The organism is Klebsiella sp. C360 (assembly GCF_048822415.1).
Lineage (GTDB): Bacteria > Pseudomonadota > Gammaproteobacteria > Enterobacterales > Enterobacteriaceae > Klebsiella > Klebsiella quasipneumoniae.
In genome coordinates, this window is record NZ_JBMEZZ010000001.1 from 171,784 (window position 1) to 191,581 (window position 19,798).

Consider the following 19,798-nt stretch of genomic DNA (forward strand, 5'->3'; position numbering starts at 1 on the left):
TTACCATGTTTCATTATACAGACTCGGTTCCGCGACTATTTTAATCAATTGACTGAATACTATACGCACCCGGTAACCGCATTATCCCTCAGGCTTGTTGAAGGCGGTGGTGAATGTCTATGAATCTTAATAAGATAGAGTTCAACTCTATAATCAAACAGAAAATATGCGCCTGAAATTGTCATCTCTCCTGGCAGCGGTTTCCCTGCTGTGTGGGCAGGCTTTTGCCGCCCCTGCGCTCCCCGACCGCGCCGATATTCGCGACAGCGGTTTCGTCTATTGCGTCAGCGGCCAGGTTAATACCTTTAATCCGCAGAAAGTGAGCAGCGGCCTGATCGTCGATACGCTGGCCGCGCAGATCTACGATCGCCTGCTTGACGTCGACCCTTATACCTATCGGCTGGTCCCCGAGCTGGCGGAGAGCTGGGAAGTCCTCGATAACGGCGCCACCTACCGCTTTCACCTGCGCCGCCACGTCCCGTTTCAACGCACGGCATGGTTCTCCCCGACGCGGGATTTCAACGCCGATGACGTGATTTTCACCTTTGGCCGCATTTTTAACCGCGATCACCCCTGGCACAACGTCAACGGCAGCAGCTTCCCCTACTTCGACAGCCTGCAGTTTGCTGACAGCGTGGAGAGCGTCCGCAAGCTCGATAATCAGACCGTGGAGTTTCGCCTCAAGCGGCCGGATGCATCATTCCTCTGGCATCTGGCCACCCACTATGCGTCGATTACCTCCGCCGAATATGCCGCCCGCTTAACGCAGGACGATCGTCAGGAACAGCTTGATCGCCAGCCGGTGGGCACCGGCCCGTTCCAGCTGTCTGAGTACCGCTCCGGGCAGTATGTTCGCCTGCAGCGCCACCCCGGCTACTGGCGCGGCAAACCGTTGATGCCGCAGGTGGTGGTCGACCTCGGCTCCGGTGGAACCGGCCGCCTGTCGAAACTGCTGACCGGCGAATGCGACGTGCTGGCCTGGCCGGCCGCCAGCCAGTTGACGATCCTGCGTGACGACCCGCGCCTGCGCCTGACGCTGCGTCCGGGGATGAACATTGCCTGGCTGGCCTTCAACACCGCCAAGCCGCCGCTGGACAACCCGGAGGTGCGCCACGCGCTGGCGCTGGCCATTAACAACCAGCGCCTGATGCAGTCTATCTACTATGGCACCGCGGAGACGGCGGCGTCGATGCTGCCGCGCGCCTCGTGGGCCTACGATAACGACGCTAAGATTACCGAATATAATCCCCAGGAGGCACGCACCCGGCTGAAGGCCCTGGGGCTGGAAAATCTGACCCTCAAGCTGTGGGTTCCCACCAGCTCGCAGGCGTGGAACCCCAGCCCGTTGAAAACAGCAGAGCTGATCCAGGCGGATATGGCGCAGATTGGCGTCAAGGTGATCATCATGCCGGTGGAGGGGCGCTTCCAGGAGGCGCGGCTGATGGACATGAACCATGACCTGACGCTCTCCGGCTGGGCGACGGACAGTAACGATCCGGACAGCTTCTTCCGGCCGCTGCTGAGCTGCGCGGCGATCGCCTCGCAAACCAACTTCGCCCACTGGTGTAACCGGGAATTCGATGACGTGCTGCAAAAAGCGCTGCTCTCGCAGCAGCTCTCCTCGCGGATGGACGCTTACAAAGAGGCCCAGCGCATCCTCGCTCGTGAACTGCCGGTCCTGCCGCTGGCCTCATCGCTGCGGTTGCAGGCCTATCGCTATGATATGAAAGGCCTAGTGCTTAGCCCCTTCGGTAACGCTTCGTTCGCTGGCGTATCGCGGGAGAAAACCGAAGAGGTGAAAAAACCATGATTATTTTTACCCTGCGCCGTCTGCTGCTGTTGCTGGTCACCCTCTTTTTTCTGACCTTTGTCGGCTTCAGCCTGAGCTACTTCACTCCCCATGCCCCGCTGCAGGGCGCGACCCTGTGGAATGCATGGCTGTTCTGGTTTGAAGGGGTGCTGCACTGGGATTTTGGCGTCTCCAGCATTAACGGCCAGCTGATTTCCGAGCAGCTGCGCGAGGTGTTCCCGGCGACCATGGAGCTGTGCATCCTCGCCTTCGGCTTTGCCCTGCTGATTGGCATTCCGGTGGGGATGATCGCCGGCGTGATGCGCAACAAATGGCCCGATACCCTGATCAGCGCCGTCGCGCTGGTCGGTTTCTCGATCCCGGTCTTCTGGCTGGCGCTGCTCCTGACCCTTTTCTTCTCCCTGACCCTCGGCTGGCTTCCGGTCTCCGGCCGCTTCGACCTGCTGTATGAGGTGAAAAACGTCACCGGTTTCGCGCTGATTGACGCCTGGCTTTCGGACTCGCCGTGGCGCCATGAGATGATCGTCAGCGCCGCCCGGCATATGGTGCTGCCGGTGCTGACCCTGGCGGTAGCCCCCACTACCGAAGTGATCCGCCTGATGCGCATTAGCACCAGCGAAGTCTATGACACCAACTACGTCAAGGCGGCCGCCACCCGCGGCGTCTCGCGACGCAAAATTTTACTGCGCCACGTGCTGCACAACGCCCTGCCGCCGGTGATCCCGCGCCTCGGCCTGCAGTTTTCCACCATGCTCACCCTGGCGATGATCACGGAGATGGTGTTCAGCTGGCCAGGGCTGGGCCGGTGGCTTATCAACGCCATTCGTCAGCAGGACTACGCGGCGATCTCCGCCGGAGTGATGGTGATTGGCGCTCTGGTGATTATTGTCAACGTGATTTCCGATATTCTCGGTGCCATGGCTAACCCACTGAAACATAAGGAATGGTATGCCCTACGATAGCGTTTATCTGGAAAAGCGTCCGCCCGGCGCGCTGCGCACCGTATGGCGTAAATTCTATGGCGACACCACGGCGATGATCGGCCTGTACGGCTGCGCGGGGCTGCTGCTGCTTTGCGTCTTCGGCGGCTGGTTCGCCCCCTACGGCATCGACCAGCAGTTCCTCGGCTACCAGCTGCTGCCGCCATCGTGGTCGCGCTATGGGGAAGTCTCTTTCTTCCTCGGAACCGATGACCTGGGGCGCGATGTGCTCAGCCGACTGCTGAGCGGCGCGGCGCCGACCGTCGGCGGCGCTTTTGTCGTCACCCTCGGCGCCACGCTGTTTGGCCTGGTGCTGGGCGTCATTGCCGGATCGACCCACGGCCTGCGCTCGGCGGTGATGAACCATATCCTCGATACCCTGCTCTCCATCCCCTCGCTGCTGCTGGCGATCATCGTCGTCGCCTTTGCCGGGCCGCACCTCAGCCATGCGATGTTTGCCGTCTGGCTGGCGTTGCTGCCGCGCATGGTGCGCTCCGTCTACAGCATGGTCCACGATGAGCTGGAGAAAGAGTACATCATCGCCGCCCGCCTCGACGGCGCGTCGACGCTGAATATTCTGCTGTTCGCCATCCTGCCCAATATCGCCTCCGGCCTGGTGACCGAGATCACCCGCGCCCTGTCGATGGCTATTCTGGATATCGCCGCGCTGGGCTTTCTTGACCTCGGCGCTCAGCTGCCTTCGCCGGAATGGGGAGCGATGCTGGGCGATGCGCTGGAGCTTATCTATGTTGCGCCGTGGACCGTGATGCTGCCCGGGGCCGCGATTATGCTCAGCGTACTGCTGGTCAACCTGCTGGGCGACGGTATTCGCCGGGCGATCATTGCCGGGGTAGAATAATGCCGTTACTCGATATTCGTCACTTAACCATCGAATTTAAAACCAACGAAGGCTGGGTAAAAGCCGTCGACCGCGTCAGCCTGACCCTGACCGAAGGCGAAATCCGTGGCCTGGTGGGGGAATCCGGCTCCGGGAAGAGCCTGATCGCCAAAGCTATCTGCGGCGTGACAAAAGACAACTGGCGGGTCACGGCCGACCGCATGCGTTTCGACGACATCGATCTGCTGCGGCTGTCGAACCGCGAGCGCCGGAAACTGATCGGCCACAACGTGTCGATGATATTCCAGGAGCCCCAGTCGTGCCTCGACCCCTCTGAGCGCATCGGCCAGCAGCTGATCCAGAGTATCCCTGGCTGGACCTACAAGGGCCGCTGGTGGCAGCGGCTGGGCTGGCGTAAACGTCGGGCCATCGAGCTGTTGCACCGCGTCGGGATTAAAGATCACAAAGACGCCATGCGCAGCTTCCCCTATCAGCTGACCGAAGGCGAGTGCCAGAAGGTGATGATTGCCATTGCCCTGGCCAACCAGCCGCGCCTGCTGATCGCCGATGAACCGACTAACGCTATGGAGCCCACGACGCAGGCGCAGATTATCCGCCTGCTGACGCGGCTCAACCAGAACAACAACACCACCATTTTGCTGATCAGCCACGATCTGCAGATGCTCAGCAAATGGGCGGATAAAATCAACGTCATGTACTGCGGGCAGACGGTGGAGAGCGGGCCCAGCGAAGAGCTGATCACCCTGCCGCATCACCCCTACACCCAGGCGTTAATCCGCGCGATCCCGGATTTTGGCAGCGCCATGCCGCATAAAAGCCGTCTCAACACCCTGCCGGGGGCGATACCGCTGCTGGAGCAGCTGCCCATCGGCTGTCGGCTGGGGCCGCGCTGCCCGTACGCCCAGCGCGAGTGTATTGAAACCCCGCGTCTTACCGGGGCGCGCAATCACCTGTACGCCTGTCATTTCCCGCTGAACATGGAGAAAGAGTGAAATGGTCGAAACATTGCTGGAAGTGCGCCAACTCAGTAAGACCTTTCGCTATCGCACCGGCTGGTTTCACCGCCAGACGGTGGAGGCGGTTAAGCCGCTGAGCTTTACCCTGCGCGAACGGCAGACGCTGGCGATTATCGGCGAGAATGGCTCCGGAAAATCCACCCTCGCGAAGATGCTGGCCGGCATGGTGGAGCCCACCAGCGGCGAGGTGCTGATCGATGACCATCCGCTGACCTTCGGGGATTACTCCTACCGCAGCCAGAAGATTCGCATGATCTTTCAGGATCCGTCGACGTCGCTAAACCCGCGCCAGCGCATCTCGCAGATCCTCGATTTTCCGCTGCGGCTGAATACCGACCTCGACGCCGAAGCGCGGCAGAAACAGATCATCGACACCCTGCGCATGGTCGGCCTGCTGCCGGACCACGTCAGCTACTATCCCCATATGCTGGCCCCGGGTCAGAAGCAGCGTCTTGGCCTCGCCCGGGCGCTGATCCTGCGCCCGAAGGTCATCGTCTGCGATGAGGCGCTGGCCTCGCTGGATATGTCGATGCGTTCCCAGCTCATCAACCTGATGCTGGAGCTGCAGGAGAAACAGGGTATCTCTTACATCTATGTCACCCAGCACCTGGGAATGATGAAGCACATCAGCGATCAGGTGCTGGTGATGCATAACGGGGAAGTGGTTGAGCGCGGCAGCACCGCCGATGTGCTGGCCTCACCGCTGCACGACCTGACACGACGCCTGATCGCCGGCCACTTCGGTGAGGCTCTCACCGCCGACGCCTGGCGCAAAGACGGCAAATAGCCCCGTCTCATTCACCTCGCCCGCAGACCTCACGCTGGCGCGTGGCCAGCGGTTCGCTTAAGGATGGCCACCGCGCTGGCGATGTCCGGCGCCAGCCAGCGATCGTCCTCCCAGCCAGGCACGCTTTCGCGCAGCAGGTCTCGCGCCCGGCGCGTGCCCGCCGCCAGCTTCTGCGGCTCGTGAAAATCGAGCCCCTGGGCGGCGAGTAAATATTCGATGCCCAGGATCTGATAGAGGTTGCCCAGCAGGCGCTGCAGTTTCAGCGCTGCGCCGGTGCCCAGGCTTAAATGATCCTCCTGCAGACCCGAGGTAACAAAATTATCCAGCACCGCCGGCTGCGCCAGCTGCTTGTTTTCCGCGCACAACGATGCGGCGACGTACTGGGCAATCATCATGCCTGAATTCACGCCCGGTCGGGCGACCAGGAACGCCGGCAACCCGCTCACCAGAGGATTCACCAGCCGGTCAAGGCGTCGTTCAGCGATGGCGCCCAGCTCAGCCATGGCAATGGCCAGCAAATCGCAGGCCATCGCCACCGATTCGCCGTGCGGATGCGCCTGGGAGACCACCCGCCACTGCTCAACGGTTCCCAGGATCAGCGGATTATCAGTACAGGCGTTGAGTTCGATATTTATCTGCGTCTGCGCGTGGCTAAACTGATCCCGGCAGGCGCCATGCACCTGAGGCATCGAGCGAAGGCTTAGCGCATCCTGGGTGCGAAGTCCTTCATTTTCGGCCAGCAGACGGCTGTCCGCCAGTAGCTCACGCAGCCGCTGGCCGCTGGTCTGGATCCCGGGGCTGGCTTTCAGCGCCAGGATCTCGGCATCGAATGCAACAAGCTGGCCGCGAAGCGCTTCAAAGCTCATCGCGCCGGTGACATCGGCCCAGTTCATTAAGCGCTCGGCGTCGTCTAACGCCAGACAGGCCAGACCGGTCATGCACGGCGTACCGTTGACCAGACTCAGCCCCTCTTTCGCTCCCGGCGCGATGGGCTGCAGATCTAGCTGCGACAGGACCTCTGCCGCTGACCACGTTCGCCCCTGCCAGAGCACATCGCCAACCCCCATCAGGGCCAGGCCAATGTGCGCCATATGCGTTAAATAGCCAACTGACCCCTGGGAGGGCACCTGAGGGGTGACGCCATGCTGCAAAAACGCCAACAGCTGCTGCACTATCCCGGCGGAGATCCCGGATTTACCGTGGCTGAAATTGGCCACCGCGGCGCACATAATTGCCCGGGTTGGGGCGACCTCCAGCAACGGTCCCACCCCGCAGGCGTGGCTGAGCAACGTATTGCGCGACAGCTGGTGTAGCTGCGCTTCCGGCAGCGTAATATTGCACAGCGCCCCCAGCCCGGTGTTGATCCCATAGGCTACCTGGCCGGCTTTAACGATATGCTGGACAATCGCCCGCCCTTGCGCGATACGCGACCAGGCGCTGTCGCTGAGGCTCAAGGTCGCCTCGCCCCGGGCAACGCAAGCCACCTCCTGCCAGCGTATCGGCGCATCGCCCCACTGGATCATTTTCATACGACCTGTCCTGGCTGTTGGTGGCTGGAGATAAATTGCTTGAAGCGCGCGGACCCCTGGCTGCCAAACAGCGCCTCTGGCGCACCGTCGCAGTCAATCGTCCCCTGGTGCATAAAGACCACCCGGTTGGAAACATGGCGGGCGAATCCCAGCTCGTGGGTGACCACCAGCATCGTCCGTCCCTCCTCCGCCAGGCTGCGCATCACCTTTAGCACCTCGCCGACCAGTTCGGGATCCAGCGCGGAGGTAGGTTCATCAAAGAGCATGACGTCCGGCTCCATGGCCAGCGCGCGGGCTATCGCCACGCGCTGCTGCTGGCCGCCGGAGAGCTGCGCAGGATAGAAATCCTTTCGGTTCAACATCCCCACTCGCTCCAGCAACTGCTCAGCCTGTTCAATGCAGGTTCGTTTGTCCCGTTTGAGCACATAATGCGGCCCCTCAATGACATTCTGCAGAACCGTCATATGCGACCAGAGGTTAAAACTTTGGAAGACCATCCCCAGCCGCGAGCGCAGGCGCTCTATCTGCCGGGGGTTCGCCGCCAGCCGATGCCCACGGGCATGATGCTTCATTTCAATCGTCTCGCCGCCGACGCTGACCACTCCGGCATCGGGCGTTTCCAGCAGGTTAATGCAGCGCAGCAGCGTACTTTTACCGGATCCGCTGGCGCCGAGGATCGAAATGACATCGCCCTGCTGCGCCTGGATGGTGATCCCCTTCAGGACATCCAGGGAGCCAAAGGACTTATGAATATCGCTGACCGATAAGGTCACCGGACGTGAATCGAGCATCTTACTCTCCTTTGGTTATCGGCTTGAGCGACACGGTCGCCGGATTTTGCCGGGTATGCGGGGTTAAACGCCGTTCAAGCAGGGCGTACAGCTGCACAATGATGAAATTGAGCAGCAGGTAGATGGCCGCCGCGCAGAGGAATACCTCCATCGTCCGGTAGGTACGCTGAATAATCTGTTGGGCCACCCCCGTGACGTCCCAGACGGTCACCAGGCTTGCCAGCGCCGTCGACTTGACCAATAAAATGGCCTCCGTGGAGTAGGCTGGCAGCGCATAGCGCAGCATCACCGGGGCAATGATCCGCCGCAGCAGCAGCCAGCGCGACATACCGCAAGCCTGGCCGGCTTCAATCTGGCCCGGCGGTATCGCCAGCAACCCGCCGCGCAGAATTTCCGCGGTATAGGCCGCCGTACAGAGCGCCAGCGCCAGAACGGCGCAGATAAAGGGTTCGCGCAGCAGCGGCCACAGGAAACTGTGGCGGATCACCCCAAACTGACCCAGCCCGTAATAAATGAGAAACAACTGGATCAGCAATGGCGAACCGCGAAAGATCAGGATATAGCCTTTGGCGAAACCGCTTGCCAGCGGCCAGCGGCTCATTCGCAGCGCCAGAACGCCAAGAGCCAACACGCCGCCGAGCAAAAAAGAGCAGATAAAGAGCCCCAGCGTCACCGGCAGCGCCGCGCCGAGCTTCAACAACGTCTCACCGAGAAAGGCAAAATCGATAATCATATGGGCTCCTTACGCCTGCGCGGCGCTGCGACGCAGCCAGGCGCGGTTCAGACGGCTCTCCGCCCGGGTAAACGCGCGGTTAGAGAGCAGCGTCAGGATCAAATAGCAGCCGCCGCCGATGAGATAGAACAGGAAATAATCGCGGGTAGAGCCAGCGGCAATCTGGCTGGCGCGCATCAGTTCAACCATCCCGGTCACCGATACCAGCGCCGAGTCTTTGAGGCTCATTTGCCAGACGTTGGACAAACCCGGCAGCGAATAACGGACAATCTGCGGCAACAGGATGCGCTGCAGGATCCGCCAGCGCGGCATGCCAATGGCGGAAGCCGCCTCCACTTCACCGGGCATCAGCGCCAGACGAGCAGCACGGTAGACTTCCGCCTGATACGAGGAGGAGATCAAGCCAATCGCCAGAGCGCCAATCAGAAATGGCGGAACCTCAATAAAGCCGTCTGCGCCAAACAGGCGCCCCAGCCATGAAATCATCCCTGAGCCGCCAAAATAAAACAGATAGATCACCAGTAATTCAGGGATACCGCGGAATACCACCGACCAGGCGGCGCCGAACCAGCGCGCTGGCGCGTGGCGGGACAGCTTCGCGGCGGCGATAACGCCGCCCACCCCCGCACCGACGGCCAGCGCCGCGAGCGACAGCAGCAACGTAGTCAGCGTTGCGCTGAGGATCAGCGTCCCCCACCCGTTTTCACCCAAACTCAGAAGATTTAACATGGTTGCCTCGCTCAGGGAGTCACGTCGCTTTTAAACCATTTCTCACTCAGTTTTTTTACCGTCCCATCGGCCAGCGCCGCCTGAATGGCGCTATCCAGTTTCGCTTTGAGTTCGGTATCGGCGAGGCGCACGCCCATCGCCTCACCGCCTCCCCAGATTGGGCCGCTCATCAGCGGACCGCTCAATGCCAGATTGCTATTCTCCGGGCGCGACAGGGTGGTGTTGGCAAAGGTAATATCATCAAACACCGCGTCGATGCGCTCAGCCTGCAGGTCGAGGATCGCATCCGCTGAGTTGTTATATTCCCGGACATCAGCGATATCCTTGAAATACTTATCAATAAACGGCGTGTACACGGTGCCGGACGCGATGCCGATGGTTTTCCCTTTCAACGCCGCGCGCAGCGGCGCAATCGCCGCCTGAATCTCTTTCTCATTATCATGAAGCTTGACCGCCGGCGAAGGCGGTAGCAGCGACCCTTTTACCGCAATGAAAGAGGCCGGCGTGGCTGCGTATGCCTGGGTAAACGCCACGACCTTCGAGCGCTCTGGGGTGACGACGATAGCATCCATGATCACGTCATATTTTCCGGCGTTAAGTCCGGCAATCATGCCATCCCAGTTCTGCACCACCAGTTTGCATTCGATCTGCATCCGCTGGCATAAATTCGCCATAAGCTCGGGCTCGAAACCGCTGAGTTTCCCGCCGGGAAGCGTCAGATTCCAGGGTTCATAGCCGCCTTCCGTAGCGATGGTGATCGATTTCCACTCTTTAGCGTATGTTGAGCCACCAGACAGCAGTAGCCCCGAAAACAGGGTGACCAGGCAGGCCTGGCGGAAAGTAATACGCTGTTGCATTTTCATTCTCCCGATCGCGTTTTGTCATGATGGCTCTGGTCAAGGCGATAAGATAATTCGCAGATGACTGCTCATGTATATACAAGCATTGACAAACCCGCACACGCGCTCAATGATGGATTTGTGAGCCCTGTTGTAAATAATTTGTAAGAACATTGAGACAGGAGTGTAACAAATACTATCCACTTCCGACTTCCGCCGAGCAAACTATGATCACCTATTTTGATTACGCTACCTTGCCCGTCACGCCATGGAAGAACGGCGCTGGCGCCACCCGGGAAATTATCGCCGTTCCTTCCGTAGATGCGCCTTTTCTCTGGCGCGCGAGCATTGCCACCCTGCAGGCCGATGGCCCATTCTCCCCTTTTCCCGGCGTCGACCGGACGATCGTCCTGCTGGCGGGGCAACCGCTACGGCTGCGCGGGGAGGAGATCGACCATCCGCTGGCGCGCTGGCAGCCGTGGGCGTTTCCCGGCGAATGGGCGCTGTCCAGCGTCGGGATCGTTGAGCCTGGACTGGACTTCAATGTCATGACCCAGCGCGGGCGAGCCCTCGCGCAGGTTGAAGTGGTGAGCGACCGGCAGCGACCGGCCACTAACGGGGTTGCTTATGTACTGCAGGGTGAATGGGATCTGGCCGGACGGCGCTGCGCCGTCGGCAGCGGGCTCTGCTGGCACGGCGACGCTCCGGGGGAGTTGCGGCCTCTCAGCGCCGATGGGCGTCTGCTGCTGGCGGCGATTGCGCTCAAATAGTCAGCAGAGAAAAATGGTATACTTGAGCCATCGCGATCGGCTTTTGCCCCGCGCGGCGCGGGCCGGCTGAAAAATATCGTGACACAAGGGGTCGTCAGTGGGATATAATTCCCGGCTAAATTTGAGTTATTTTGAAATAACAATGTTAACGTTATGATTGTTAAAGTAAAAATAAGCAATAACGATAAGGATTAAAGCTATGGGTTTTCTTTCCGGTAAGCGCATTTTGATCACTGGCGTCGCCAGCAAACTGTCCATCGCCTACGGTATTGCGCAGGCAATGCACCGCGAAGGCGCGGAACTGGCATTCACCTATCAGAATGAAAAACTGAAAGGTCGCGTTGAAGAGTTTGCTGCCGCGCTGGGTTCTGACATTGTGCTGCCGTGCGACGTTGCTGAAGATGAGAGCATCACCGCGCTGTTCACCGAGCTGGAAAAAGTCTGGCCAAAATTCGATGGTTTCGTCCACTCTATCGGTTATGCCCCGGCTGACCAGTTAGACGGCGACTACGTCAACGCGGTCACCCGCGAAGGTTTCAAAATCGCGCACGACATCAGCGCCTACAGTTTCGTGGCGATGGCTAAAGCCTGCCGCACGATGCTGAACCCGGATTCTGCTCTGCTGACGCTCTCCTACCTGGGCGCCGAGCGCGCGATCCCGAACTACAACGTGATGGGTCTGGCGAAAGCCTCTCTGGAAGCGAACGTGCGCTATATGGCGAACGCGATGGGTCCGGAAGGCGTTCGCGTCAACGCTATCTCCGCCGGTCCGATCCGTACCCTGGCCGCGTCCGGTATCAAAGATTTCCGTAAAATGCTGGCGCACTGCGAAGCGGTCACCCCGATCCGTCGCACCGTCACCATTGAAGACGTGGGTAACAGCGCAGCCTTCCTGTGCTCCAACCTGTCTGCCGGTATCTCCGGTGAAGTCGTTCACGTTGATGGCGGGTTCAGCATCGCCGCTATGAACGAGCTGGAACTGAAATAAGCTCCTTCCCCTCCTCGCCCCGGTGAGGAGGGTTTTCCCTTCCCAGGCCTTGCGCTCCCCCTGTTATTCCAATCGGCTATTTGTTAGCACGTATCAATATTTTCTCCTGCTTCCGGGTTACGCCAGGATAGTTCTGCATAAACGATCCGCGGAACGGCGGTTCGCCACATACCGAACAAGGAAAGCCCATGGAGCCACGCCGCGTGAATGGCAAAAACCACTGGTATCACGAAACCCAGTCAACAATCTGCCCGGTGGATGTCCTGCCGCTCGTCCCTGAAGCCGCCCATGTTGAAGACCGCTTTTTGCTGGACCTGACGCTGCCGGACGCCTGGCTACACGCCCACACAGGCTGGCTACGCCCCGCGCGCCAGCTCGCCGAGCGTCTGTTTCCCGACCAGGTGGCGGTAAGCCGCCTGCAAACCTTTACCGCCTACGATCGCCTGAGCACTGCGCTGACCGTCGCCCAGGTCTACGGCGTCCAGCGGCTGTGTAACCACTATGCCGCCCGCCTGGCGCCCCTGCCGGGGCCCGACTCTTCGCGCGAGAGCAACCGTCGTCTGGCGCAGATCACCCAATACGCTCGTCAGCTCGCCGGTTCACCCTCCGTCATTAACGCCCTTTCCCGCAGCCAGCTGGACGAAGTGGGCCTGACCAGCCGGGATATTATCCTGATCAACCAGATTATCGGTTTCGTCGGCTTCCAGGCGCGGGCGATTGCCGTGCTGCAGGCGGCGCAGGGCTTCCCGGTGCGCTGGATCCCCGGCATGCCGCAGCAAGAGGAGGCGCCCGCCGGCCTGTTCGCCATCCCGCCGGGAGAGTGGCAAACCGACATAGAAGATCCCGATCTGCAGTATGCCGATGACGAGCGCCAGCGGCGCATCGCCAGCTGGCAGTCGCTGCCCGGCCTGGGCCCGCTGGCTCCGCTGCTGGCCTGCGACCCGCAGTTGATGGCGCCGCTGGAGACGCTGTTACGCCAGCTCAGCGGCAACGATACCTTTGGCCCGCAGGTCGCCTTACTCACCGCGCGCACCAATGGCAGCGCCACCTGTTTTGACGCCTGGCTCCCCCACTGGCACGGTGAAGAAGCGTTCGCCAGCCATTTACGGGAGGGCGATCAGGCTCTCCATCGCTGGCTTGGGCAGCATCCTCAGTCGCGCGCGCTCGTTACCGCGGTACAGTTGTTAACCCGCTCCCCGGACCGGTTTAGCGCCGCCCAGTTAACACCCCTCGGCGAATATGGACTCTCAGCGGAACAAGCGATCGATCTGTTAACCTGGAGCGGGCTGTGCGGCTGGATGAATCGTCTGAAAATCGCCCTCGGCAATGTGCGTCAGCAGACGTAAATTGCTGAAACAGCGCTTGCTGCGACAGGCATAATCGCGTAAAAATGTCAGCCGCTCTTTTAGCCACGAAAATACCTAATTATGTTTCAGGATAACCCGCTGCTAGCGCAGCTTAAACAGCAACTGCATTCCCAAACGCCGCGCGCGGAAGGGGTCGTTAAGGGCACGGAAAAGGGCTTTGGCTTCCTCGAAGTGGACGCTCAGAAGAGCTACTTCATTCCGCCGCCGCAGATGAAAAAAGTGATGCATGGCGACCGTATCGTTGCGGTGATCCATTCTGAAAAAGAACGCGAAAGCGCCGAGCCGGAATCGCTGGTTGAGCCTTTCCTGACCCGTTTCGTCGGTAAAATCCAGAAAAAAGACGATCGCCTCGCTATCGTTCCTGACCATCCGCTGCTGAAAGACGCCATTCCCTGCCGCGCCGCCCGTGGCGTTGAGCATGATTTCAAACAGGGTGACTGGGCCGTCGCTGAAATGCGCCGTCATCCGTTAAAAGGCGACCGCGGATTTTACGCGGAGCTGACCCAGTTCATCACCTTCAGCGACGACCACTTCGTCCCGTGGTGGGTGACACTGGCGCGCCATAATCTGGAAAAAGAGGCACCGGACGGCGTCGCCACCGAGATGCTTGACGAAGGGCTGACACGCCGCGATTTGACCGCCCTCGACTTCGTCACCATTGACAGCGCCAGCACCGAAGATATGGACGATGCGCTGTATGTCGAATCTGGCGCCGACGGCAAACTGTTGCTGACGGTGGCGATCGCTGACCCGACCGCATGGATTGCCGAAGGCAGCAAGCTGGACAACGCCGCAAAAGTACGCGCCTTTACCAACTATCTGCCGGGCTTCAACATCCCGATGCTGCCGCGCGAACTGTCAGACGACCTGTGTTCCCTGCGTGCCGATGAAGTGCGCCCGGTGCTGGCCTGCCGGATGACCCTGGCGGCCGATGGCACCATTGAAGACAACATCGAGTTCTTTGCCGCCACCATCGAATCGAAAGCCAAGCTGGCCTATGACGACGTCTCTGACTGGCTGGAAGGCCGCGGCAGCTGGCAGCCGGGCAGCGAGGCGATCGCGCAGCAAATTACGCTGCTGAAGGACGTGTGTCAGCGTCGCAGCGAATGGCGTCAGACCCACGCGCTGGTGTTTAAAGACCGCCCGGATTACCGTTTCGTCCTCGGCGAAAAAGGCGAAGTGCTGGACATCGTCGCGGAACCGCGTCGTATTGCCAACCGTATTGTCGAAGAGTCGATGATCGCCGCCAACATCTGTGCCGCCCGCGTTCTGCGCGACAAGCTCGGCTTCGGCGTTTATAACGTCCACACCGGCTTCGACCCGGCGAATACCGAACAGCTGGCTGCCCTGCTGAAGACCCACGACGTACACGTTGATCCGACGGAAGTGCTCACCCTGGAAGGTTTCTGCAAGCTGCGCCGCGAACTGGACGCCCAGCCGACCGGTTTCCTCGACAGCCGCATACGTCGTTTCCAGTCGTTTGCTGAAATCAGCACCGAGCCGGGCCCGCACTTTGGTCTCGGTCTTGAGGCCTACGCCACCTGGACCTCGCCGATCCGTAAGTATGGCGACATGATCAACCACCGTCTGCTTAAGGCCATCATCAAAGGCGAAACCATTGCGCGCCCGCAGGATGAAGCCACCGTGCAGATGGCGGAGCGCCGTCGTCTCAACCGCATGGCCGAACGCGATGTCGCCGACTGGCTGTATGCCCGTTTCCTCAACGATAAAGCCGGCACCGATACCCGCTTTGCGGCGGAGATCATCGACATCAGCCGCGGCGGGATGCGCGTGCGTCTGGTGGACAATGGCGCGGTCGCCTTTATTCCGGCCCCGTTCCTTCACGCCGTGCGCGACGAACTGGTCTGCAGCCAGGAAAACGGCACCGTGCAGATCAAGGGAGAAGTGGTCTACAAAGTGACCGATGTTATCGATGTCACTATCGCTGAAGTCCGCATGGAAACTCGTAGCATCATTGCTCGTCCGGCTGCCTGACGTCTCATCACAGCGGTTCCTCCGGGAACCGCTCCTTCTTTCCTCCCTGTCCCGCCATTTCCGTCGCGCCGATTAAGGTAGTGCGTTTTTTTCGCTTCTCTTTTTCACCCATTTTTAGCATCATTGATTTCATTCGTTTTTGTTACCAGGATAATGCCATGTCAGATGTGAATGCCCACCTGCTCGCCCAACGTATCGATACCGTGCTGGATATTCTGGTTGCCGGTGATTACCACTCTGCGATCCATAATCTGGAGATCCTCAAAGCGGAGCTGCTGGCGCTGGCGGCAGACGACGCCGAGCAAAACAAACCACCCAAAGCGCCCTGGGAAATCTGATTATCGCCCACATGCCGCAACCGGCGATGCTGACCGGTTGCTCGCCGTATAGCCCCCTAACAGTGATGTTGCTATGAACGCCCGACAACAAAGTATTTTGCAAGTGGTCATCGATAAAGGCCGCATGAGCGTCGCCGATCTGGCGAAGATGACCGGAGTTTCAGAGGTCACCATCCGTCAGGATCTGAACCTGCTGGAGAAGCAGAGCTATCTGCGCCGTACCCATGGCTACGCCGTCCCACTGGACAGTGAAGATGTCGAAACCCGCATGATGACCCATTTCGCCATTAAGCGTGAACTGGCCAGCCGCGCCGCGGCGCTGGTGAATGCCGGCGAAACGGTATTTATCGAAAACGGCAGCAGCAACGCCCTGCTGGCGCGCACCCTGGCCGAACGCGGCGATATCACCATCATCACCGTCAGCAGCTATATCGCCCATCTGCTGAAAGAGACGCCGGGAGAGGTGATCCTGCTGGGCGGGATTTACCAGAAACGCAGTGAAAGTATGGTTGGCCCACTGACCCGCCAGTTCATCCAGCAGGTGCATTTCAGTAAAGCCTTTATCGGGATCGATGGCTGGCAGGCGGAAACCGGCTTTACCGGTCGCGATATGATGCGTGCGGACGTGGTTAACGCCGTTCTGGAGAAGCACTGCGAAGCGATTATCCTCAGCGATAGCTCAAAATTCAGCGCGGTGCATCCCTATCCGCTTGGGCCAGCCGGCCGCTTCAATCGTGTTATCACCGACGATCGTCTGCCGAACGACTGCCGTGAGCAGTTGCTGCGCAGCGGCCTGACTGTGGATATTGTACCCTACGTCTGATGTGTCTCCGCCCCGTCCCAGCCAAGCGTCGGACGGGCGCATTAACGCTCTGAGAGTATTCCGAGCCGGTAATTAAGACTTTTTACCTGACGCTAAATTTTAAAAAAAGTAAAATTATTATTAGCGATATAACAGGAAGTGACTATCACCTGCGTGATTTTCGTGATACCTGCGCACCCTAACTTCATGGAATTGCCCTAAAGCTGCTTTATCAGGCTATGCTTACAGGAGCGCTGTAATCCATGAATAGATTATTCAGGAGAAAAAAATGATGACTTCAACGAGCAAAAAAATGGCTGCTATTGTTCTGGCTGTCACTGTAGCAATGTCTCTGAGCGCTTGCTCTAACATGTCTAAACGCGATCGTAACACTGCTATCGGCGCAGGTGCCGGCGCCATCGGCGGTGCGGTGTTAACTGACGGTAGCGCACTCGGTACCCTGGGTGGCGCAGCAGTCGGTGGTATTATTGGTCACCAGGTCGGCAAATAATATATTTATCTGACGAAATAAAAGAATAATTCACACGAATTGACTTACGCACGTTAAAACATTCAAGGCCGCGGCATTCACCGCGGCCTTGTTATTTCACCAGGCCATTAATTAGGGTTGAAATAACGATTAGCCGCCGGCTAACTTCACCTTCATCCCTTTCGCCTCGAGCAGCGACTTCAGTAAATCCCGTTTGTCGCCCTGGATCTCGATCACGCCATCTTTCACCGCGCCGCCGCAGCCGCATTTCTTCTTCAGCTCTGCCGCCAGCGCAGTGAGCGCCGCATCGTCGGCATCAATTCCGCTAATCAGACAGACGCCTTTGCCCTTGCGGCCGCTGGTCTGGCGCTGGATCCGCACAATACCGTCGCCTTTCGGGCGCACCGGCGCCGGTTTCGCCTCGTCGATACGCCCGGTTTCGGTGGAGTAGACCAGACGGCTGTTGGAATCGCTCATTATGCCCCCTTGCGCAGAGAATCGTTGATCGCCCGCAGCGTCGCGGCTGGATCGGTCGACTGGGTAACCGGGCGGCCAATAACCATATAGTCCACCCCTGCCGCCTGAGCCTGCTCGGGAGTCATGATCCGCCGCTGATCGCCAGCGTCGCTGCCCTGCGGACGGATACCCGGGGTGACCAGCTTGAACGCCTGCCCCAGCTCTTGCTTAAAGCGTACCGCCTCCTGAGCTGAACACACCACCCCGTCGAGGCCGCAGCGTTGGGTCAGCGCCGCCAGCTTCGCCGCGTAGTCAGCCGGGGATAAGGTAATGCCCAGATCCTGCAGGTCGCTGGACTCCATGCTGGTGAGGACGGTGACGGCGATGAGCAGCGGCGCGTCTTGACCAAAGGGCAGCAGCGCTTCGCGTGCCGCGGTCATCATCCGCGCGCCGCCGGAGGCATGGACATTCACCATCCATACGCCAAGCTCGGCAGCGGCCGCCACCGCGCGGGCGGTAGTGTTGGGAATATCGTGAAACTTAAGGTCCAGGAACACCTCAAACCCACGCTGATGCAGATCGCGGACAAACTGCGGTCCCAGCAGGGTGAACATCTCTTTGCCCACCTTCAGGCGGCAGTCGCGCGGGTCGATGCGGTCGACAAATGCCAGCGCTTTATCGCGATTATCATAGTCGAGCGCAACCACAACGGGAGAGGAAGTGACAGCGCGGGAAGATGGGATAGCTGTTGACGTCATGACCAGACCTTAGTGTTGATGGGCGCCAGAGGGCGCAAAAAAGGTAAACGGGCAGCATTCTACCTGTGAAGCTAACAAAATAACAGGCTGCTGTTTTGCCCTGCGCGGCCGATGGCGATGCCGGGGCTGCAGGCGGTGACGGGAAAGAAATGATAAGTATGTTGTAACTAAATCGTCTGTTTTTTTTGACCTTACTGGCCGTCGAGGCCGCGAATAGGTTTGATGGTCGCCCAGGAGCGGCAGGAAGGACAATGCCAGTACAGAGTATGAGCGGTAAAGCCGCATTTCTGACAACGGTAGCGCGGTTTGCTGCGCACCTGTTCGCCGACCATGTTTCGCAGCACCCCAAGGCTTTCTTTCGCCCGCCCTTCTTCCGCTTCGTTGAGATGGTAGTCCATCAGCTTATGGAAAACGCGCATGGTCGGGTGGCGCTCAAGCTGCCGGGTCACGTAGTTTTGCGCCGCTTCGACCCCTTCCCGCTGCTCAAGGATCTGCGCCAGCATCAGTTCGGCGGTCGCCCCGGCGTTCTCCTCCACACAGCGGCGCAGGAAAACTTCCCATTCATCGGCTTTGCCGAGCTGCTGGTAGCAGGTCTGCAGCATCTCCAGCGTCTCACCCACCAGCTCTTTATCCTGATCGATAACCCGCTCGAGGCTCTCCACCGCTTTGGTGTAGTCGCCCTTCTCCATCCACACCCGGCCCATCATGATCGAAACCCGGGCGCTGTTGCGGTCCGCGGCAGCGCCTTTCTTCAACAGCGCCATCGCCTTATCCAGATCGTTGGCCGCCATCTGCTGCAGGGCCAGTTCGCACCAAAAGTTGGCGATTTCGCCACGATGCTTCTCTTTCCCCAGCTTCACCAGCCTTTCAGCCACCTCGATAGCCGACTGCCAGTCGCTGGTCGCCTGGTAGATCTGCAGCAGCTGCTGCAGCGCGCCGAGGCGAAAATCGGTCTCATCCACCAGCTGTTTGAACATATCTTCCGCGCGGTCATACAGCCCGGCGGCCATATAGTCGCGCCCCAGCTGTTGCACCGCCAGCAGGCGCTGGTCGTAGGTGAGCGACGCGCTTTCCATCAGACTCTGGTGAATACGGATCGCGCGGTCGACCTCGCCGCGCGAGCGGAACAGGTTGCCGAGGGTCAGGTGGGCCTCAACGGTGCCGGTATCCTCTTTCAGCATATCAAGGAACAGATCGACGGCTTTATCCTGCTGGTTGCTAAGCAGAAAGTTTACCCCCGCCACGTAATCCCGTGACAGGCGGCTCGCGTCGTCCTGTTTGGACTGTTGTGCACTTCTGCGCCCCATGTACCAGCCGTAGGCGGCGGCAACGGGTAAAAGCAGAAACAACAACTCCAGCATAAGAGGTTATTCCTTCACCGCAGGCACGCCTGCCTCGACAGCCGCCGGGCTGACAGGAGCAATCTGGTGCTCAAGGCGCTTAATTTTCCGCTCCGCGCGCGCCAGCGAGACGCGCACCCGCAGCCAGAACAGGCCGCAGATCAGCCAGCCGATGGCAAAGCCCGCAGCGAACAGCACCGCCAGCAGCGTCGAAATGCGGAATTCACCCTGAGCGAGCAAATAGTTGAAAGTGACCTGTTGGTCATTCTGCGCCCCCAGCGTCACTGAAATGACGAAGATTGCTAACACCAGTAAGAAAATGAGTAAATATTTCACATGACTTCCCGTTCTGTGGGTTGCGCGTAAAAAGCCCGCTTTCAGCCCTATAAAGTATCATTTTCGCCGCAGCGGTGGAACGAAA

At 59.5% G+C, this 19,798-nt stretch carries 22 protein-coding genes; 12 read left to right on the top strand and 10 right to left on the bottom strand.

The genetic code is table 11. The features are described 5' to 3' along the window. Positions 1–166: 166 nt before the first annotated feature. Genes sapA through sapF form a run of 5 tightly spaced genes read left to right on the top strand, consistent with a single transcriptional unit; the run spans position 167 to position 5,452 of the window. Positions 167–1,810, top strand: coding sequence for an ABC transporter substrate-binding protein SapA (sapA, locus tag ACOI7D_RS00785; RefSeq protein WP_023289350.1), 1,644 nt, complete (start codon positions 167–169; stop codon positions 1,808–1,810). Beyond that, positions 1,807–2,772 carry a putrescine export ABC transporter permease SapB gene (gene sapB / locus ACOI7D_RS00790; protein WP_017900865.1) on the top strand — a complete coding sequence of 322 codons (966 nt, stop codon included), beginning with the start codon at positions 1,807–1,809 and terminating at the stop codon, positions 2,770–2,772. The genes sapA and sapB overlap by 4 nt, the downstream gene beginning before the upstream one ends. Further along, positions 2,759–3,649 carry a putrescine export ABC transporter permease SapC gene (gene sapC / locus ACOI7D_RS00795; protein ID WP_004151901.1) on the top strand — a complete coding sequence of 297 codons (891 nt, stop codon included), beginning with the start codon at positions 2,759–2,761 and terminating at the stop codon, positions 3,647–3,649. Before sapB ends, sapC begins: the two co-directional genes overlap by 14 nt. Continuing rightward, a complete protein-coding gene (sapD, locus tag ACOI7D_RS00800; RefSeq protein ID WP_023289349.1) occupies positions 3,649–4,641 on the top strand; it encodes a putrescine export ABC transporter ATP-binding protein SapD in 993 nt (330 codons plus the stop codon). Before sapC ends, sapD begins: the two co-directional genes overlap by 1 nt. 1 nt (position 4,642) lies before the next feature. Next, the gene (gene sapF / locus ACOI7D_RS00805; RefSeq protein ID WP_004203898.1) at positions 4,643–5,452 is read left to right on the top strand and encodes a putrescine export ABC transporter ATP-binding protein SapF; all 810 of its coding nucleotides are present in this window, start codon (positions 4,643–4,645) and stop codon (positions 5,450–5,452) included. 29 nt (positions 5,453–5,481) lie between these two features. On the opposite strand, the gene ACOI7D_RS00810 is transcribed toward sapF, so the two are convergent. From ACOI7D_RS00810 to ACOI7D_RS00830, 5 genes are read right to left on the bottom strand one after another with little or no spacing between them, the layout of a single operon-like run. Next, entirely contained in the window at positions 5,482–6,981 is a 1,500-nt protein-coding gene (locus ACOI7D_RS00810; protein ID WP_109547467.1) for an HAL/PAL/TAL family ammonia-lyase, read from the bottom strand. Continuing rightward, the gene (locus tag ACOI7D_RS00815; protein WP_017900863.1) at positions 6,978–7,772 is read right to left on the bottom strand and encodes an ABC transporter ATP-binding protein; all 795 of its coding nucleotides are present in this window, start codon (positions 7,770–7,772) and stop codon (positions 6,978–6,980) included. Before ACOI7D_RS00815 ends, ACOI7D_RS00810 begins: the two co-directional genes overlap by 4 nt. A 1-nt stretch (position 7,773) precedes the next feature. Next, complete coding sequence (locus tag ACOI7D_RS00820; protein WP_023289347.1) at positions 7,774–8,505, bottom strand: ABC transporter permease; 732 nt, start codon at positions 8,503–8,505, stop codon at positions 7,774–7,776. Between the two features lie 9 nt (positions 8,506–8,514). Continuing rightward, positions 8,515–9,234: an ABC transporter permease gene (locus tag ACOI7D_RS00825; protein WP_023289346.1), complete on the bottom strand. Its 720-nt coding sequence runs from the start codon at positions 9,232–9,234 to the stop codon at positions 8,515–8,517. A gap of 11 nt (positions 9,235–9,245) precedes the next feature. Beyond that, entirely contained in the window at positions 9,246–10,091 is an 846-nt protein-coding gene (locus tag ACOI7D_RS00830; protein WP_023289345.1) for a transporter substrate-binding domain-containing protein, read from the bottom strand. A gap of 209 nt (positions 10,092–10,300) precedes the next feature. On the opposite strand from ACOI7D_RS00830, the gene ACOI7D_RS00835 reads away from it, so the two are divergent. From ACOI7D_RS00835 to ACOI7D_RS00850, 4 genes are all read left to right on the top strand, one after another. Further along, the gene (locus tag ACOI7D_RS00835) at positions 10,301–10,843 is read left to right on the top strand and encodes a HutD family protein (protein ID WP_050533921.1); all 543 of its coding nucleotides are present in this window, start codon (positions 10,301–10,303) and stop codon (positions 10,841–10,843) included. 199 nt (positions 10,844–11,042) lie between these two features. Further along, positions 11,043–11,831 carry an enoyl-ACP reductase FabI gene (fabI, locus tag ACOI7D_RS00840; protein ID WP_023289343.1) on the top strand — a complete coding sequence of 263 codons (789 nt, stop codon included), beginning with the start codon at positions 11,043–11,045 and terminating at the stop codon, positions 11,829–11,831. A 188-nt stretch (positions 11,832–12,019) separates the two neighbouring features. Further along, the gene (locus ACOI7D_RS00845) at positions 12,020–13,177 is read left to right on the top strand and encodes a CMD domain-containing protein (RefSeq protein ID WP_087827906.1); all 1,158 of its coding nucleotides are present in this window, start codon (positions 12,020–12,022) and stop codon (positions 13,175–13,177) included. A gap of 81 nt (positions 13,178–13,258) precedes the next feature. Further along, on the top strand, positions 13,259–15,193 hold the full coding sequence (locus ACOI7D_RS00850; RefSeq protein ID WP_065805819.1) for an exoribonuclease II: 1,935 nt from the start codon (positions 13,259–13,261) through the stop codon (positions 15,191–15,193). A 7-nt stretch (positions 15,194–15,200) separates the two neighbouring features. On the opposite strand, the gene ACOI7D_RS00855 is transcribed toward ACOI7D_RS00850, so the two are convergent. Further along, positions 15,201–15,326: a hypothetical protein gene (locus ACOI7D_RS00855; protein ID WP_254915175.1), complete on the bottom strand. Its 126-nt coding sequence runs from the start codon at positions 15,324–15,326 to the stop codon at positions 15,201–15,203. Positions 15,327–15,351: 25 nt separating this feature from the next. On the opposite strand from ACOI7D_RS00855, the gene ACOI7D_RS00860 reads away from it, so the two are divergent. The 3 genes from ACOI7D_RS00860 to osmB all read left to right on the top strand — a co-directional run bounded on the left by ACOI7D_RS00860 (position 15,352) and on the right by osmB (position 16,844). Further along, positions 15,352–15,531, top strand: a complete 180-nt coding sequence (locus ACOI7D_RS00860) for a hypothetical protein (protein WP_004203883.1) — start codon at positions 15,352–15,354, stop codon at positions 15,529–15,531. Positions 15,532–15,604: 73 nt separating this feature from the next. Next, on the top strand, positions 15,605–16,354 hold the full coding sequence (locus tag ACOI7D_RS00865) for a DNA-binding transcriptional regulator YciT (RefSeq protein ID WP_023289340.1): 750 nt from the start codon (positions 15,605–15,607) through the stop codon (positions 16,352–16,354). Positions 16,355–16,625: 271 nt separating this feature from the next. Next, positions 16,626–16,844, top strand: coding sequence for an osmotically-inducible lipoprotein OsmB (gene osmB, locus ACOI7D_RS00870; RefSeq protein ID WP_162543157.1), 219 nt, complete (start codon positions 16,626–16,628; stop codon positions 16,842–16,844). A gap of 129 nt (positions 16,845–16,973) precedes the next feature. Here osmB and yciH read toward each other — a convergent pair whose 3' ends face one another. The 4 genes from yciH to ACOI7D_RS00890 all read right to left on the bottom strand — a co-directional run bounded on the left by yciH (position 16,974) and on the right by ACOI7D_RS00890 (position 19,713). Continuing rightward, complete coding sequence (gene yciH, locus ACOI7D_RS00875) at positions 16,974–17,300, bottom strand: stress response translation initiation inhibitor YciH (RefSeq protein WP_002901782.1); 327 nt, start codon at positions 17,298–17,300, stop codon at positions 16,974–16,976. Further along, positions 17,300–18,037, bottom strand: coding sequence for an orotidine-5'-phosphate decarboxylase (pyrF, locus tag ACOI7D_RS00880; protein ID WP_023289339.1), 738 nt, complete (start codon positions 18,035–18,037; stop codon positions 17,300–17,302). Before pyrF ends, yciH begins: the two co-directional genes overlap by 1 nt. 191 nt (positions 18,038–18,228) lie before the next feature. Next, positions 18,229–19,398 carry a lipopolysaccharide assembly protein LapB gene (gene lapB, locus ACOI7D_RS00885; RefSeq protein WP_060591018.1) on the bottom strand — a complete coding sequence of 390 codons (1,170 nt, stop codon included), beginning with the start codon at positions 19,396–19,398 and terminating at the stop codon, positions 18,229–18,231. A 6-nt stretch (positions 19,399–19,404) separates the two neighbouring features. After that, positions 19,405–19,713, bottom strand: a complete 309-nt coding sequence (locus ACOI7D_RS00890; protein WP_023289338.1) for a LapA family protein — start codon at positions 19,711–19,713, stop codon at positions 19,405–19,407. Positions 19,714–19,798: the final 85 nt, after the last annotated feature.